The organism is Pseudomonas soli, from assembly GCF_021283165.2.
GTDB lineage: Bacteria > Pseudomonadota > Gammaproteobacteria > Pseudomonadales > Pseudomonadaceae > Aquipseudomonas > Aquipseudomonas soli.
In genome coordinates this window covers 1,086,277-1,103,608 of sequence record NZ_CP128543.1, presented here as the reverse complement: position 1 = coordinate 1,103,608, position 17,332 = coordinate 1,086,277, and the positions used below count along the sequence as shown (strand labels likewise).

Here is a 17,332-nt window from a genome sequence, read left to right as displayed (position 1 = left end):
GGTGCCGAGATCGTGATCGCGGCTGCTTGGCCACCACCGTCTGGGTGAAGCAGTAATAACAAAGTCCATCCAGGCCCACACCTGACAGAAATGCTAGGTGCGCGCTGCCATAGGCCTGAAAGCTGACGCTGCTGCGCCCAGGTTTACGCGCACCTGGGGCTTGCAAGAGGCGGCTGAAACCACTGTGGACAAACCACGAGCAAGCCCCGCGCGTAGATCACGCACGGAGCTTCAAAATAGGCAGGGAAGTAGAGCAGGCGCGTAGAAGCGCGCTCAAGGACGGGAGTTAATCTGCTGCTGCAGGTTCTGGATCTGGCTCTGCAGCGTGCTGATGTTGCGGGTTACCTGCCCGCGGAAGGCATCGAATTCCTGCACCGAGGCGCCACCGGCCGTGGGCGTAGGGCGATTGTCCACCTGGCTCTTGAGCACCAGGATATCTTGCTCCAGACTCTCGATGGCGGCATTTGGGTTGCCCTGTTTCTTCAAAGTCGCCACGTCGTTGCTCAGGCTCTTGAGCTGGCCATCGAGCTTACCGCCATCCACCTGCCCCGATTTGAGCGCGGCCAGCTCGGCATTGAGGACCTTGAGTTGCGCCTGCAACTGGCTTTGCAGTTCAGTGACCGCCTTCTGCTGTTCACGGGTATCGGCCAGCACTTGCTCCAGGCGCTTGCCCAGGTCCCCCGCCTGCCCGGCGACGCCCAGCTGCTGCTTGCCCTGCTCGGCCAGGGAAGCCTGCAACTGGCGAATCTGCAACTTCAATGCCTCGCTGCCGGTGCTGTTGCTGGACTCACTGGCGTCGACCTTGCCGCTGATCACCTGCAAGCGCCCGGCGGCCTCTTCACTGATACGGGCAAAGCTTTCCTGGGTCGCGACCAGCTGTTGCTCCATCAGGGTGATCTGCTGGAAGCTCCACCAGCCAAGCCCGGCCAGGGCGATGAACGAGGCGCCCAGCAATGTCCACAGCGGGCCATTGCTACGCGGCCGCACCGCCTTCTGGCGGCTACGGGCCACATGGGCAGGCAGCAATTCATCGTCATCAGGGGTGCCGGCACGCAGGGTGGGCACGTCGTCGAAATCATCGTGGGCGTCGTTACGCATGGGTGCATTCAACCGCGGTGGTAGCAAAGAGGCATGAGTATAAACCGCCAGGGCGGCGCACTGATGACCATCATCCCGCGCACAGGTTCAGCGTTGCCCGTGTTGCGCCTGCCACCAGCTGCAGAATTCATCCAGCGCCGCCCACACATCGGTTCCGGGCCGGTAGTCCAGATACTGGCGGGCGCGGCTGATATCGAGGGTGAAATCCGTGCTCATCACCTGCACCGCCGTGCGGCTCAGGGTCGGTTGCGGGCGCCCGGGCCAAAGCAGACAGGCAGCCTCGTTGAGCGCCCCCAGACTGTAGGCCAGGGCAGGTGAACGATAGCGGGTGACCTGGGGTAGCTGCATGCGGCGCATCACGTAGTTGACCACATCCCACAGCGGCAGTGGCTGGCCGTTGCTGATGTTGTAGGCCTGGCCCAAAGCCTGGTCCTCGGCGAACAGCGCGCTGAACAGTGCCTGGTTGAGGTTGTGCACACTGGTGAAGTCGACCTTGTTCAGGCCATTGCCGATGATCGCCACACGCCCCTTGGCCTGCATGCGCATCAGCCGTGGGAAGATGCTCGCATCGCCGGCCCCGGTGACGAAGCGCGGGCGCAGCGCCAGCACCTCCAGGCCGAACTCCTGGGCGCCGAACACCTTCTGCTCGGCCAGGTGTTTGGTCAGCGCGTAATGGTCATGGAATCGACGCGGTACCTGGTCCTCGCGGACATCCATACGCGAGCGGCCGGTGAAGTAGATCGACGGCGACGACAGGTGTACCAGGCGCCGCACATGCTCCTTGATGCAGCCTTCGACCACGTTCTCGGTGAGCACCACGTTGCCTTGGTGGAAGTCCTGATAGCGGCCCCAGGTGCCCACTGCGCCGGCGCAGTGCACCACCGCGTCCACCCCCTGGCACAGGCGCCGGGCCAGTTCGGCGTCGCCCAGGTCGCCGGGGATGAACTGCGCCCCACGCTTGACCAGATGCTCCACACCCTCTGCCCGCCGGCCGTTGACCCGCACCTCCAGGCCCTGCTCCAGGGCGAAACGCGCAAAGCGCCCGCCGATGAAGCCGCTCGCGCCGGTGACCAGAATTCGCATGTAAGACTCCGCCTTGCTCTATTTCAGATGCAGCTGACGCTTGAAGTGCCTACAAGGGCACCAGCCAATTCCGCGCCGAATGGCGCAGGTGCTCGGTCAACTGGGCGAGCAACTGCCCGCCGTTGCGCCAATGATGCCAGTACAAGGGCACATCGATGGGGGTATCTGCACAGATCTCCACCAGCTCACCACGCACCAGCTGCTTGGCCACCTGTCGCTCCGGCACCAGCCCCCAGCCGAGGCCGGCTTCTGTCATGCGCATGAAACCTTCGGATGAGGGGCAAAGGTGGTGCAGGAAACCTTCCTGCACACCCAACGACGCCAGGTAGCGATGCTGCAGGAAATCGTCAGGCCCGAACACGACAGCCGGGGCGCGGGCCAGGCGCTCGACCGCGAACCCGTTGGGAAAGTAACGCGCCATGAACGCGGGACTGGCCAGCGCCCGATAGCGCATCAAGCCCAACGGCAAGCTGCGCGCTCCGGCCACCGGCCGTTCGCTGCCACACAGGCAGGCCGCCACTTCACCGGCGCGCATGCGTTTCAGACCGACGTCCTGGTCCTCGACCACCAAATCGAGCAGCACCTGCTGCTCGGCGCAGAACGGCCCACCGCCCCGGCCCACCAGGTTGCCAGGCTATCGGCGTTGAGGGCGATGCGCAGGCGCTCGGGCATGCCCTCCTCGTCCAGTGCCGGCACCTGGCCTTGCAGATCGCGCTCGAGCAGGCGCACCTGCTGCACATGGTTGAGCAACTGGCGCCCGACTTCCGTCGGGCTCGGTGGCGTGGCGCGCACCAGCACCGGCTGGCCAACCCGTGCCTCGAGCAGCTTTATGCGTTGCGAGATGGCCGATTGCGACAATCCCAGTACCTGGGCGGCGCGCTCGAAGCCGCCTTGCTCGATCACCGCGGCGAGGGCGGCGAGCAATTTGTAGTCGAACATCGATTTCTCTAATGACTGATCAGCTATATTTGTTTTTCTTATACCGCCGCAACCGCCAGAATGGCCACATCTTTCTTGGTAACCCGCGCCGATCCCGCATCGGCGCCATTGGAGTGTTCCCGCTATGTGGCAAAGCTATCTCAACGGCATGCTGGTGGCCTTCGGCCTGATCATGGCCATCGGCGCGCAGAACGCCTTCGTCCTGGCACAAAGTCTGCGCCGTGAACACCATCTGCCAGTGGCGGCACTGTGCATCGTCTGCGATGCCCTGCTGGTCGCCGCCGGGGTGTTCGGTCTGGCCACGGTGCTGGCGCACAACCCGACACTGCTGGCCGTGGCCCGCTGGGGCGGTGCACTGTTCCTGATCTGGTACGGCGCCAAGGCCCTGCGCAGCGCCTGCTCGAAACAGAGCCTGCAGCATCAGGAAGGCCAGGGCATGCGTTCGCGCCGCGCGGTGCTGCTCAGCGCCCTGGCGGTGACCCTGCTCAATCCGCACGTCTACCTTGATACCGTGTTGCTGATCGGCTCCCTCGGCGCCCAGCAGGCCGTGCCCGGCGCCTACGTGGCCGGCGCCGCCAGTGCCTCGCTGGTATGGTTCTCGACCTTGGCGATCGGCGCCGCCTGGCTGGCACCGTGGCTGGCACGTCCGGCGACCTGGCGCATGCTGGACCTGATGGTGGCGGTGATGATGTTCGCGGTGGCGGCGCAGTTGATCTTCAACTGACGCCGCGAAAAAACCGGGTATCCCACGCAGGGCTACGACAGTCAAGCAGCCCACCTGTCGGCCCCAGCCAACCGCTCTGGAACCTCTATTCCCTATAGATGTTGCGTGGTTAAGCGCCGAGGCCGGTGCTATGATCCAGCCCTTGCGTCGCAAAGAGTACAAACTCGCCGACGCTCACCGGGCCGCCCGTGATCGGCCTTGCGCATACCGCGAACAGACCTGAATCAGGAGATCCACCATGGCTTTTGAATTGCCGCCGCTGCCATACGCCCACGATGCCCTGCAGCCGCACATCTCCAAGGAAACCCTGGAGTATCACCACGACAAGCACCACAACACCTATGTCGTGAACCTGAACAACTTGGTCCCAGGCACCGAATTCGAAGGCAAGACCCTCGAAGAGATCGTCAAGAGCTCCTCCGGCGGTATCTTCAACAACGCCGCTCAAGTCTGGAACCACACCTTCTACTGGAACTGCCTGGCGCCGAACGCCGGCGGCCAACCAACTGGCGCTCTGGCCGAGGCCATCAACACCGCCTTCGGTTCCTTCGACAAGTTCAAGGAAGAGTTCACCAAGGTCTCCGTCGGCACCTTCGGCTCCGGCTGGGGCTGGCTGGTGAAGAAGGCCGACGGCTCCCTGGCCCTGGCCAGCACCATCGGCGCCGGCAACCCGCTGACCAGCGGCGACACCCCGCTGCTGACTTGCGACGTCTGGGAACACGCCTACTACATCGACTACCGCAACCTGCGTCCGAAGTATGTCGAGGCGTTCTGGAACCTGGTCAACTGGAAGTTCGTTGCCGAGCAGTTCGAAGGCAAGACCTTCAAGGCCTGATTGTTCGCCAAGCCTGCAAAAAGACCCGGCCTCGTGCCGGGTTTTTTGTTGCCTGCCATGACGCTAGCGCCAAGCAAGCTCGCTGCCCCCAGGGCCAACCTGACAGAATTGCCTGCAACCCATCCGTGCGCTCTTGCTCAGCCCGCATAGCGCGCTAACATCAACCTTCTGGAAAGTTGACGCAGCGCACTCAAGTCGCATGACCGCTCAACCGATATAGAGCCAAGGGCAGATCCGTCGACGGACGTGTTGCCTGCCGGGGCATTCGGTCGATAGTCTGTCGCCATGGTTGATGGCAAAATAATGGCATGCGCATGGATTAAGGAAACCCCATTGAAGCTGGAATTCCGAAACAGCTTATCGGTCAAGTTGCTGCGGGTCGTACTGCTCTCGGCATTGGCTGTCGGCGTCGTACTCAGCTGTGCGCAGATCGTCTATGACGCCTACAAGACCCGCCAGTCGGTGAACAACGACGCCCAGCGCATCCTCGACATGTTCCGCGACCCCTCGACGCAGGCGGTGTACAGCCTCGACCGGGAAATGGGCATGCAGGTGATGGAAGGCCTGTTCCAGGACGGCTCGGTACGCATGGCCTCCATCGGCCACCCCAACGAAACCATGCTCGCGGAAAAGTCCCGGCCACTGCAGGACATGTCCATGCGCTGGCTGACCGACCTGATCCTCGGCCAGGAGCGCACCTACACCACGCAACTGGTCGGCCGCGGCCCCTACAGTGAATACTACGGCGACCTGAGCATTACCCTCGACACCTCCGCCTATGGCGAGGGTTTCCTGGTCAACGCGGTGATCATCTTCATCTCCGGCGTGCTGCGCGCCCTGGCCATGGGCCTGGTGCTGTATCTGGTGTACCACTGGCTGCTGACCAAGCCGCTGTCGAAGATCATCGAGCACCTGACGCAAATCAACCCCGACCGCCCCAGCCAGCACCAGATCCCCTTGCTCAAGGGGCACGAGCGCAACGAACTGGGCATCTGGGTCAACACCGCCAACCAGTTGCTGGCCTCCATCGAACGCAACACCCACCTGCGCCACGAGGCCGAGAACAGTCTGCAGCGCATGGCCCAGTACGATTTTCTCACCGGCCTGCCCAATCGCCAGCAACTGCAGCAGCAACTGGACAAGATCCTCATCGACGGTGGCCGCCTGCAACGCCGTGTCGCCGTGCTGTGCGTGGGCCTGGACGACTTCAAGGGCATCAACGAGCAGTTCAGCTACCAGGTCGGCGACCAGCTGCTGCTGGCGCTGGCCGACCGCCTGCGCGCCCACAGCGGGCGCCTCGGCGCCCTGGCCCGGTTGGGTGGCGACCAGTTCGCCCTGGTCCAGGCCAATATCGAACAGCCCTACGAAGCCGCCGAGCTGGCCCAGAGCATCCTCGATGACCTCGAGGCGCCCTTCGACCTCGACCACCAGCAGATCCGCCTGCGCGCCACCATCGGCATCACCCTGTTCCCCGAGGACGGCGACAGCACTGAGAAGCTGCTGCAAAAGGCCGAGCAGACCATGACCCTGGCCAAGGCCCGCTCGCGTAACCGATACCAGTTCTATATCGCCAGCGTCGACAGTGAGATGCGCCGCCGCCGCGAACTGGAAAAGGACCTGCGCGAAGCCCTGCCGCGCAACCAGCTGTACCTGGTGTACCAGCCGCAGATCAGCTACCGCGACCACCGCGTGGTAGGCGTCGAAGCCTTGCTGCGCTGGCAGCACCCGGAGCTGGGCATGGTCCCGCCCGACCAGTTCATTCCCCTGGCCGAGCAGAACGGCAGCATAATCAGCATCGGCGAGTGGGTGCTCGACCAGGCCTGCCGGCAGTTGCGCGAATGGCACGACCAGGGCTTCAGCGAGCTGCGCATGGCGGTCAACCTGTCCACCGTGCAACTGCACCACAACGAGCTACCGCGGGTAGTCAACAACCTGCTGCAGGCCTACCGCCTGCCACCGCGCAGCCTGGAGCTGGAAGTCACCGAGACCGGCCTGATGGAAGACATCAGCACCGCCGCCCAGCACTTGCTGAGCCTGCGCCGCTCCGGGGCGTTGATCGCCATCGACGACTTCGGCACCGGTTACTCCTCGCTCAGCTACCTGAAATCGCTGCCGCTGGACAAGATCAAGATCGACAAGAGCTTCGTCCAGGACCTGCTCGACGACGATGACGACGCCACCATCGTTCGCGCCATCATCCAGCTGGGCAAGAGCCTGGGCATGCAGGTGATCGCCGAAGGCGTGGAAACCGCCGAACAGGAGACCTACATCATCGCCCAGGGCTGCCATGAGGGTCAGGGCTACCACTACAGCAAGCCGCTGTCCGCGCGCGAACTGACCAACTTCCTCAAGCAGGCGCAACGCAACCAGGTTTCCGCGTTGTAACCCCCACCAATCTCGGCCAAGCAGGGCAAGCGGGCGTTTGCATGAAATGCGCGCCCGCCCCTTTACAGCAAATGCAAATCTTTCGCATGATGTTGCGGTTTCGCGTGCCACGGCGCACGGTCCACCCATGGTCCAACCACACGACGCAGGAAACCAACAATGATTCGAATGCCTCTGGCCTCCGCCAGTCTGCTGGCCATCGCCATCGCCCTCGCCGGTTGCGGCGAAGGCAATGACGACAAGGCCGCCGCACCGCAAGCCCAGACATCTGCCGCTGCCACCACCGCGGCACCAGGGGCTGTCGATGAAGCCGCCGCCAAGGCCGTGGTCAAGCACTACGCCGAGATGGTCCATGCCGTGTACAGCGACTCGCTGAGCACCGCCAAGCAGTTGCAGACTGCCGTCGACGCCTTCCTCGCCAAGCCCGACGACCAGACGCTCAAAGCCGCCCGGGACGCCTGGGTCGCCTCGCGCGTACCCTACCTGCAGAGCGAAGTCTTCCGCTTCGGCAACACCATCATCGACGACTGGGAAGGCCAGGTGAACGCCTGGCCCCTGGACGAAGGCCTGATCGACTACGTCGACAAGAGCTATGAGCACGCCCTGGGCAACCCGGCGGCCAACGCCAACATCATCGCCAACACCGAGATCCAGGTGGGCGAAGACAAAATCGACGTAAAGGACATCACCCCCGAGAAGCTGGCCAGCCTGAACGAGCTGGGCGGTTCCGAAGCCAACGTCGCCACCGGCTACCACGCCATCGAATTCCTGCTCTGGGGCCAGGACCTCAACGGCACCGGCCCAGGCGCGGGCAACCGCCCGGCCTCCGACTACCTCGAAGGCAAAGGTGCCACCGGCGGGCACAACGACCGTCGCCGTGCCTACCTGAAGGCGGCCACCGACCTGCTGGTCAAGGACCTTGAGGAAATGGTCGGCAACTGGGCGCCGAACGTCGCCGACAACTACCGCGCCAGCCTGGAAAAAGAGCCGGCCAACGATGGCCTGCGCAAGATGCTGTTCGGCATGGGCAGCCTGTCGCTGGGCGAACTGGCGGGCGAGCGCATGAAGGTCTCGCTGGAGGCCAATTCGCCGGAAGATGAACACGACTGCTTCAGCGACAACACCCACTACTCGCACTTCTACGACGCCAAGGGCATCCGCAACGTCTACCTGGGCGAGTACACCCGTGTCGACGGCAGCAAGCTGAGCGGCCCGAGCCTGTCGTCGCTGGTGGCCAAGGCCGACCCGGCCACCGACGCCACCCTCAAGGCCGACCTGGAAGCCACCGAAGCCAAGATCCAGGTGATCGTCGACCACGCTCTCAAGGGCGAGCACTACGACCAGCTGATCGCCGCCGACAACGCCGCCGGCAACCAGATCGTGCGTGACGCCATCGCTTCCCTGGTCAAGCAGACCGGCGCGATCGAGCAGGCCGCGGGCAAGCTGGGCATCGACAACCTGAACCCGGACACCGCCGATCACGAATTCTGATCAGCGTTGCGGTTCAGCAGAGGCGGCCTTCGGGCCGCCTTTTTCATTTCCGTGTTCGGGAGCGGAATGGGTGGTCGCGGACATTTCCAGGTAAAGCCTATTTCATCTGGTAATTGCAAATTGCTCTTATTCAATCCCCCCTGGCCTGATAAGCTTGCACGCCGGTTTTTCGCCCATGCCCAGGATTGTCGATGTCCTTGCTCCGCCTAAGCCCTCTGCTGCTGGCCTTCGCCCTCGCCGCCTGTGACGACGCCCCGCGTTTCACCCAGGCCGAGCCCGGCGAGGCGCTCTCCGGCGGCAAGGCGACGGTGCAGCGCAGCGATCGCAACGCCTACTCGCTGCCCTCGGCCAACCTCACGCCCGAGCGGCGCCTGGACTTCGCCGTGGGCAACAGCTTCTTCCGCAACCCCTGGGTAATCGCCCCCTCCACAACTACCGCCCGCGATGGCCTCGGCCCGTTGTTCAACACCAACGCCTGCCAGAACTGCCACGTGCGCGATGGTCGCGGCCATCCGCCGGAGCCAGACGACAGCAACGCGGTGTCGATGCTGGTGCGTCTGTCGATCCCCGACCAGCCGTACTACGCCCAGGTGATCGAGCGCCTGGGGGTAGTCCCGGAGCCCGTCTACGGTACCCAGTTCCAGGACATGGCCATCCCCGGCGTGGCCCCGGAAGGCAAGGTCCGCGTGACCTACGACAACCACAATGTCACCTTCGCGGACGGCCACCAGGTCGAACTGCGACGCCCGACCCTGCGAATCAGCCAGCTCGGCTACGGCCCGCTGCACCCCGACACACGCTTCTCCGCCCGGGTCGCTCCGCCAATGATCGGCCTGGGCCTGCTTGAAGCCATCCCCGAAGCCGACCTGCTGGCCAACGAGGATCCCGACGACCACAACCGCGACGGTATCCGTGGCCGCGCCAACCGCGTGTGGGACGATGCCCAGGGCAGGACCGTGGTCGGCCGCTTCGGCTGGAAGGCAGGACAGCCAAACGTCAACCAGCAGAACGTGCACGCCTTCGCCGGCGACATGGGCCTGACCACCACCCTGTTGCCCAAGGACGACTGCACCGCAGCGCAGCTCGATTGCCTGGCCGCGCCCAATGGCAATGGCCAGGGCGGCGAAAAGGAGGTCAGCGACAATATCCTGCGCCTGGTCACCTTCTACACCCGCAACCTTGCCGTGCCGGCCCGGCGCAACGTCGATGCGCCGCAGGTATTGTCCGGCAAGAACCTGTTCTACCAGGCTGGTTGCCAGGGCTGCCACACCCCGCAATTCACCACCGCCGCCAATGCGGCCGAGCCGGAACTGGCCAACCAGGTGATCCGCCCCTACAGCGACCTGCTGCTGCACGACATGGGCCCGGGCCTGAGTGACGAACGCACCGAATTTGCCGCCAACGGCCAGGACTGGCGCACCCCACCGCTGTGGGGCATCGGCCTGAGCGAAACCGTCAGCGGCCACAGCCAGTTCCTGCATGACGGCCGCGCCCGCAACCTGCTCGAGGCCGTGCTCTGGCACGGCGGCGAAGCCCAGGCGGCGCGCGACCATGTACTGACCTTCAATGCCGAGCAGCGCGCAGCGCTGCTGGCGTTCCTGAATTCACTTTAAACGCACAAGGAGCCGGGCATGTTCCGACCCAAACTGTTGTTCACCAGCCTCGCCGCACTCGCCTTGGGCGCCTGCTCGCCACAAGACCCACAGGCAGTGACCTCCGCGGCCATCGCCAAGCAGGTGATCCTGCCGACCTACAGCCGCTGGGTTGAGGCCGACCGGCAACTGGCCGCCAGCGCCTTGGCCTACTGTGAGGGCAAACAGGACCTCGAGACCGCCCGTGCCGACTTCCTCAACGCGCAAAAAGCCTGGGCCGAATTGCAGCCATTGCTGGTCGGCCCGCTGGCCGAAGGCAACCGTGCCTGGCAGGTGCAGTTCTGGCCGGACAAGAAAAACCTGGTCGGCCGCCAGGTCGAGCAACTGGTCAACGGCGAGCAGGCGGTCACCGTCGAATCGCTGGGCAAGGCCAGCGTCGTGGTCCGTGGCCTGTCCGCCTACGAATACATCCTGTTCGACAGCAAGCCAGACATCGCCAGCGCCGAACAGAAGGCCCGCTACTGCCCGCTGCTGGTCGCCATCGGCGAACACCAGAAGGCCTTGGCCGAAGAGATCCTCAAGGGCTGGAACAGCACCGACGGCATGCTGTCGCAGATGACCAAGTTCCCCAACCAGCGCTACGCCGACTCCCACGAGGCGATCGCCGACGTGCTGCGTGCCCAGGTCACCGCCCTGGACAGCCTGAAGAAAAAGCTCGGCGCGCCAATGGGCCGGCAGAGCAAGGGCATTGCCCAACCACTGCAGGCCGAGGCCTGGCGCAGCCACTCGTCGATCAAGAGCCTGGAAGCCTCGCTCAAGGCCGCCCAGACTGTCTGGGTCGGGGTCGACAACCAAGGCCTGCGCGGACTGCTGGCCAAGGACCAGACGGCACTGGCACAGAAGATCGACGACGCCTATGCTGCTGCGCTCAAGCTGCTGGCCGACAACCAGAAGACCCTCGGCGAACTGCTGGCCGATGACGCCGGCAAGCAGACCCTCAACCAAATCTACGATGCCCTCAACGTCGTCCACCGCCTGCACGAAGGCGAGCTGGCCAAGGCGCTGAACATCCAGCTGGGCTTCAACGCCAACGACGGTGACTGATCATGCTGCGACGCCAGGCCCTGAAACTCGGTAGCGTTCTGCTCAGCGCCCTCACCCTGGGTGGCTGGAGCCTGTTCCGCGGCAAAGGCAGCGAACCCTTGCTGCTTTCGGCCCGCGACGACGGCGACGGCAAGCACTACGCCGTCGGCTTCCGCCTGGACGGCACCCAGGTGTTCAGCACCCAGGTGGCCCAGCGTTGCCATGCGATCATCAACCACCCGACGCTGCCCATCGCGCTGTTCGTCGCGCGCCGACCCGGCACCGAGAGCTATCTGGTCGACCTGCGTGACGGGCGCCTGCTGCAGACCCTCGCCTCACAGCCCGACCGGCACTTCTATGGCCATGCGGTAATCCACAAGGGTGGCGAGTGGCTGTATGCGACCGAGAACGACACCAGCGACCCAGGCCGTGGCGTACTGGGCGTCTACCGCTTCGAGGGCGAGCGCCTGGTGCACAGCGGCGAGATCCCCACCCACGGCATCGGACCCCATGAAGTGGCCTGGCTGCCCGATGGCGAGACCCTGGTGGTGGCCAACGGCGGCATCCGCACCGAGGCCGAGAGCCGGGTGGAGATGAACCTCGACGCCATGGAGCCGAGCCTGGTGCTGATGCAGCGTGACGGCACGCTGCTGAGCAAGGAGACCCTGGCCCAGCAGATGAACAGCGTGCGTCACCTGGCAGTTGGCGATGATGGCACCATCGCCGCCTGCCAGCAGTTCATGGGTGGCTCGGAAGAAACCGCCGAACTGCTGGCAATCAAGCGCCCGGGCGAGCCGTTCCAGGCCTTCCCGGTGCCGGAGCGCCAGCTGCAATCGATGGCCCAGTACACCGCCAGCGTCGCCATCCACAGCGACCTGCGCCTGGTGGCGCTGACCGCGCCGCGGGCCAACCGACTGTTCATCTGGGACCTGGACAGCGGCGCAGTCAAACTTGATGCGCCGATGCCCGATTGCGCCGGGGTCGGAGCGGTGAAGGATGGTTTCGTAGTCACCTCCGGGCAAGGCCGCTGCCGCTTCTATGATTGCCGCCAGGCGCAGTTGATCGGGCAACCGATGGACCTGCCTTCAGGCTTTTGGGATAACCATCTGCACCTGGTCTGATCGCTCTATTGCCTGCACCGGCCCCATCGCCGGCAAGCCCCACACCAGCAACACCCTCCTGTGGGAGCCGGCTTGCCGACGATGGGGCCACAACAGGCAATCTATCTCCTCCCCTTTTCCAGAAAACCGACAATACTTGCCCCATCGCACGTGGGCCGGATCGCCCGTGGTCGTGCCCGACGAACAACAAAATCCACCTCCAGGGAACCGGACCATGTTGCGCCGCCGCATGCTGATCATGTTGGCCGTCGTCCTGCTGATCGTGTTGATCCTGGGGGGCATCAAGGCCTTTTCCATCTACCGGCAAGTGCAGATGTTCTCGCAGCCCAGGCCCCCGGTCAGTGTTGCCGCTGCCCAGGCCGAGCTACGCCAGTGGCAGGAGCGCATGCCGGCGGTCGGGAGCCTCAAGGCCTACCAGGGCGTTGAGTTGAGCCTTGAGGTGGCCGGGACGGTAAAGTCGCTGCATTTCGAATCCGGGCAACAGGTCAAGGCCGGCCAGTTGTTGCTGCAATTGGAGAGCGACCAGGAAACCGCCCTGCTCGGCACCGCACAGACCGACCTGGGGCTGGCCAAGGTCGACTTCGGCCGCGGCAGCCAACTGGTCGGCGACTCGGCGATCTCCCGTGGCGAATATGACCGCCTGGCCAGCCAGTACCGGCGCAACCAGGCCGTGGTTGACCAGCTCAAGGCATCGCTGGCGAAAAAGAGCATCAGCGCTCCGTTCAGCGGCACCATCGGCATCCGCCAAGTGGACGTCGGCGCCTACCTGCCCAGCGGTACGGTGATCGCCACCCTGCAGGATCTGTCCAGTCTCTACGTCGACTTCAATGTGCCCGAGCAGGCGTTGCCACACCTGAGCCTCGGCCAGCGCGTGCTGGCCCAGGTGGCCGCCTACCCTGACCAGACCTTCCCCGCCAGCCTCAGCGCGATCAACCCCAAGGTCGAGGAAAGCACGCGCAACCTGATGGTCCGCGCCACCCTGGCCAACCCCGAAGGCAAGCTGCTGCCGGGCATGTTCGCCAGCCTGCAACTGTTGCTGCCCGACCCGCAACCGCAGGTCGTGGTGCCGGAAAACGCCATCACCTACACCCTCTACGGCAACTCGGTGTATCGCGTCAGCCCGAAAAAGGGCGAGGACGGCCAGCCGCTGCACGATGCCAACGATCAGCCGCAGCTGATCGCCGAACAACTCACCGTGCAGACCGGCGAGCGTCGCGACGGTTGGGTCGTGGTGCTCAAGGGCCTGCAGGCCGGTGACCAGGTCGTCACCGCGGGTCAGCTCAAGCTGAGCCCAGGCGCGGCGATCCGCATCAGCGCCGATTCAGCCCTGAAACCCGCCGCGCCTGGCGCGCAGTGAACGGGAGGCGGCCATGGCGTTCACCGACCCGTTCATCCGCCGCCCGGTGCTGGCCTGCGTGGTCAGCCTGCTGATCCTGCTGCTGGGCCTGCAGGCCTGGAGCAAGCTGCAGATCCGCCAGTACCCGCAGATGGAAAACGCCCTGATCACGGTGACGACCGCCTACCCCGGGGCCAACGCCGAGACCATCCAGGGCTACATCACCCAGCCGCTGCAGCAGAGCCTGGCCAGCGCCGACGGCATCGACTACATGACCTCGGTGAGCCGGCAGAACTTCTCGATCATTTCGGTCTACGCGCGGATCGGCGCCGACACCGACCGGCTGTTCACCCAGTTGCTGGCCAAGGCCAACGAGGTGCGCAACAAGCTGCCCCAGGACTCCGAGGATCCGGTACTGAGCAAGGAGGCCGCCGACGCCTCGGCACTGATGTACATCAGCTTCTACAGCAAGGAAATGAGCAACCCGCAGATCACCGACTACCTGTCACGGGTCATCCAACCCAAACTGGCCACGTTGCCGGGCATGGCCGAGGCCGAGATTCTCGGCAACCAGGTGTTCGCCATGCGTATCTGGATCGATCCGGTGAAGCTGGCCGGCTTCGGCCTGTCAGCAGTGGACGTGACCAACGCCGTGCGCCGCTACAACTTCCTCTCCGCAGCTGGCGAAGTGAAGGGCGAGTACGTGGTCACCAGCATCAACGCCAGCACCGAGCTCAAGTCTGCCGAAGCCTTCGCCGCCCTACCGGTGAAGACCAGCGGTGACAGCCGGGTACTGCTGGGTGACGTGGCCCGGGTGGAAATGGGCGCCGAAAACTACGACACGGTCAGTTCGTTCGACGGCACGCCCTCGGTTTACATCGGCATCAAGGCCACGCCGGCGGCCAACCCGCTGGAGGTTATCAAGGAAGTACGGCGGATCATGCCGCAGCTCGAAGAACAACTGCCCTCCAGCCTGAAGGTGTCCATCGCCTACGACGCCACCCTGTTTATCCAGGCCTCCATCGACGAAGTGATCAAGACCCTCGGCGAGGCGGTGCTGATCGTCATCGTCGTGGTGTTTTTGTTCCTCGGCGCCCTGCGGTCGGTGGTGATCCCGGTGGTGACCATCCCGTTGTCGATGATTGGCGTGCTGTTTTTCATGCAGATGATGGGCTATTCGCTGAATTTGCTGACCCTGCTGGCGATGGTACTGGCCATCGGCCTGGTGGTGGATGACGCCATCGTCGTGGTGGAAAACATCCACCGCCATATCGAAGAAGGCAAGACGCCCTTCGAAGCGGCCCTGGAGGGTGCCCGCGAGATCGCCCTGCCGGTCGTGTCCATGACTATCACCTTGGCTGCTGTGTACGCTCCCATTGGTTTTCTCACCGGGCTGACCGGCGCCCTGTTCAAGGAGTTCGCCCTGACCCTGGCCGGAGCCGTGGTCATCTCCGGGGTCGTCGCCCTCACCCTCTCCCCCATGATGTGCGCCGTGCTGCTGCGCCACGAACAGAACCCCAGCGGGCTGGCCCACCGCCTGGACCTGATCTTCGAATCGCTCAAGGTACGCTACCAGCGCCTGCTGCACGGTACGCTCAACAGCCGCCCGGTGGTGCTGGTGTTCGCCGTGCTCATCATGTGCCTGATCCCGGTGCTGCTGATGTTCACCCGCAACGAGCTGGCCCCGGAGGAGGACCAGGGGGTTATCTTCATGATGAGCAGTTCACCGCAAACCGCGAACCTGGACTACCTCAACGCCTATACCGACCAGTTCACGCCAATCTTCAAGGGCTTCCCCGAGTACTACTCGTCATTCCAGATCAATGGTTTCAACGGCGTACAGAGCGGTATCGGCGGCTTCCTGCTCAAACCCTGGAACGAACGCGAGCGCACGCAGATGCAGCTGTTGCCGCTGGTGCAGGCCAAACTCGAACAGATCGGCGGCCTGCAGATCTTCGGCTTCAACTTGCCATCGCTGCCCGGCACCGGCGAGGGCCTGCCGTTCCAGCTGGTGATCAACACCGCCGGTGATTACCCGGCGCTGCTGGAGGTGGCGCAACGGGTCAAGGAGCGCGCCCAGGCCTCGGGTAAATTCGCCTTCCTCGACATCGACCTGGCCTTCGACAAACCGGAGGTGGTGATCGACATCGACCGCGCCAAGGCGGCGCAGATGGGCGTGTCGATGGACACCCTTGGCAGCACCCTGGCGACCTTGCTTGGCGAGGCCGAGATCAACCGTTTCACGCTGGAGGGTCGCAGCTACAAGGTCATCGCCCAGGTTGAACGGCCCTACCGCGCCAACCCCGGGTGGCTGAAGAACTATTACGTGAAGAACGAGCAAGGCCAACTGTTGCCATTATCGACCTTGATCACCCTGAGCGACCGGGCCCGGCCGCGACAGCTCAACCAGTTCCAGCAGCTGAACTCGGCGATCATCCAGGGCGTTCCGCTGGTGAGCATGGGTGAAGCACTGGAAACCGTGCGCGCCATCGCCCGCGAGGAGGCGCCGGAAGGCTTTTCACTGGACTATGCCGGGACAGCTCGGCAGTTCGTCCAGGAGGGCAGCGCGTTGTGGGTGACCTTCGGCCTGGCGCTGGCGATCATCTTCCTGGTGCTGGCGGCGCAGTTTGAGAGCTTCCGCGATCCGCTGGTGATTCTGGTGACCGTGCCGTTGTCCATCTGCGGTGCGCTCTTGCCGCTGTTCCTTGGGGTCTCGAGCATGAACATCTATACCCAGGTGGGGTTGGTGACACTGATCGGGCTGATTACCAAGCATGGGATTCTCATTGTCGAGTTTGCCAATCAGCTACGGGACGAGCGGGGGTTTGGGGTACGCGAGGCAATCGAAGAAGCCGCTGCGATTCGCCTGCGGCCGGTGCTGATGACCACGGCGGCCATGGTGTTTGGCATGGTGCCCTTGATTTTGGCCACCGGGGCCGGGGCGGTTAGCCGGTTTGATATCGGGATGGTGATTGCTACCGGGATGTCGGTGGGGACTTTGTTTACGTTGTTTGTTTTGCCGTGCATTTATAGTGTTTTGGCGCATAAAGGTGTTGCTGGGGCTTGAGGGTGATTGTTTTTGGTTTTGTATGCGTATTCGTAGACGATATCGACATTTAGTCACCTTTCCGCCCTTACGGCGGCCGACTTTTGTCGTGGCAAAAGTCGGCAAAACCGTTCGGCTCCGTTCATACGGCCCCTACGCTTCGCTCCGGGGTTCCCTCGCTCCGTTCTTGCTCCCGTGGGTACCGCGCTGTACGCCCCATCCTGGGGCGCAGCGCTCGACGGCCATCCATGGCCGTCGCCCCACTACGCAAGAACTCCGCTCGGCCTCCTGAAGTCGCAATTGGCAGCGCCTGAACTATCGCGCGCTTAGAAGCAAGAGCAAGAGCAGGAAATGCGAGGTTTACTGTTTCAAAGTAAGTTATATATTGGCTGTGCCCCGCGAAACAATCGAGAGTTTAATTACGCTCCAACTAGCGACAGCTGCGCCAGTCCAGGCGCCGCCCGTAACTTCGCGACTTCAGGAGGCCGAACGCAGGTCTTGCGGAGGGAGGTGACGGGCATGGATGCCCGTCAAGCGCTGCGCCCCAGGATGGGGCGTTCAGCGCGGTCCTCCCGGGAGCAAGGCCGGAGTGAGGGAAC

The 17,332-nt window shown here is 64.0% G+C and carries 11 protein-coding genes and 1 pseudogene; 9 read left to right on the top strand and 3 right to left on the bottom strand.

The features are described from left to right. Positions 1–273: 273 nt before the first annotated feature. The 3 genes and pseudogenes from LU688_RS04975 to LU688_RS04965 all read right to left on the bottom strand — a co-directional run bounded on the left by LU688_RS04975 (position 274) and on the right by LU688_RS04965 (position 3,120). Positions 274–1,098 (bottom strand): ATPase, encoded by an 825-nt coding sequence (locus LU688_RS04975; protein WP_094010194.1) that lies wholly within the window; start codon positions 1,096–1,098, stop codon positions 274–276. An 87-nt stretch (positions 1,099–1,185) separates the two neighbouring features. After that, positions 1,186–2,181, bottom strand: a complete 996-nt coding sequence (locus tag LU688_RS04970) for an NAD-dependent epimerase/dehydratase family protein (protein WP_094010195.1) — start codon at positions 2,179–2,181, stop codon at positions 1,186–1,188. A gap of 49 nt (positions 2,182–2,230) precedes the next feature. Beyond that, positions 2,231–3,120: pseudogene (locus LU688_RS04965) on the bottom strand (LysR family transcriptional regulator ArgP). 124 nt (positions 3,121–3,244) lie between these two features. On the opposite strand from LU688_RS04965, the gene LU688_RS04960 reads away from it, so the two are divergent. The 9 genes from LU688_RS04960 (at position 3,245) to LU688_RS04920 (ending at position 16,754) form a co-directional block, all read left to right on the top strand. Continuing rightward, entirely contained in the window at positions 3,245–3,844 is a 600-nt protein-coding gene (locus LU688_RS04960) for a LysE/ArgO family amino acid transporter (RefSeq protein WP_094010197.1), read from the top strand. 238 nt (positions 3,845–4,082) lie between these two features. Continuing rightward, a complete protein-coding gene (locus LU688_RS04955) occupies positions 4,083–4,679 on the top strand; it encodes a superoxide dismutase (protein ID WP_023630875.1) in 597 nt (198 codons plus the stop codon). A 333-nt stretch (positions 4,680–5,012) separates the two neighbouring features. Beyond that, positions 5,013–7,064 (top strand): putative bifunctional diguanylate cyclase/phosphodiesterase, encoded by a 2,052-nt coding sequence (locus LU688_RS04950; RefSeq protein ID WP_038707431.1) that lies wholly within the window; start codon positions 5,013–5,015, stop codon positions 7,062–7,064. A gap of 159 nt (positions 7,065–7,223) precedes the next feature. Next, entirely contained in the window at positions 7,224–8,555 is a 1,332-nt protein-coding gene (locus LU688_RS04945) for an imelysin family protein (protein ID WP_023630931.1), read from the top strand. Positions 8,556–8,740: 185 nt separating this feature from the next. Further along, positions 8,741–10,168, top strand: coding sequence for a di-heme oxidoreductase family protein (locus LU688_RS04940; RefSeq protein WP_104444462.1), 1,428 nt, complete (start codon positions 8,741–8,743; stop codon positions 10,166–10,168). Positions 10,169–10,186: 18 nt separating this feature from the next. Next, positions 10,187–11,251 carry an imelysin family protein gene (locus tag LU688_RS04935; RefSeq protein ID WP_104444463.1) on the top strand — a complete coding sequence of 355 codons (1,065 nt, stop codon included), beginning with the start codon at positions 10,187–10,189 and terminating at the stop codon, positions 11,249–11,251. Between the two features lie 2 nt (positions 11,252–11,253). Continuing rightward, positions 11,254–12,351, top strand: a complete 1,098-nt coding sequence (locus LU688_RS04930; protein WP_104444464.1) for a DUF1513 domain-containing protein — start codon at positions 11,254–11,256, stop codon at positions 12,349–12,351. A 214-nt stretch (positions 12,352–12,565) separates the two neighbouring features. Continuing rightward, a complete protein-coding gene (locus tag LU688_RS04925) occupies positions 12,566–13,708 on the top strand; it encodes an efflux RND transporter periplasmic adaptor subunit (protein ID WP_232888264.1) in 1,143 nt (380 codons plus the stop codon). A 13-nt stretch (positions 13,709–13,721) separates the two neighbouring features. Beyond that, on the top strand, positions 13,722–16,754 hold the full coding sequence (locus LU688_RS04920; protein ID WP_160290977.1) for a multidrug efflux RND transporter permease subunit: 3,033 nt from the start codon (positions 13,722–13,724) through the stop codon (positions 16,752–16,754). Positions 16,755–17,332 lie beyond the last annotated feature (578 nt).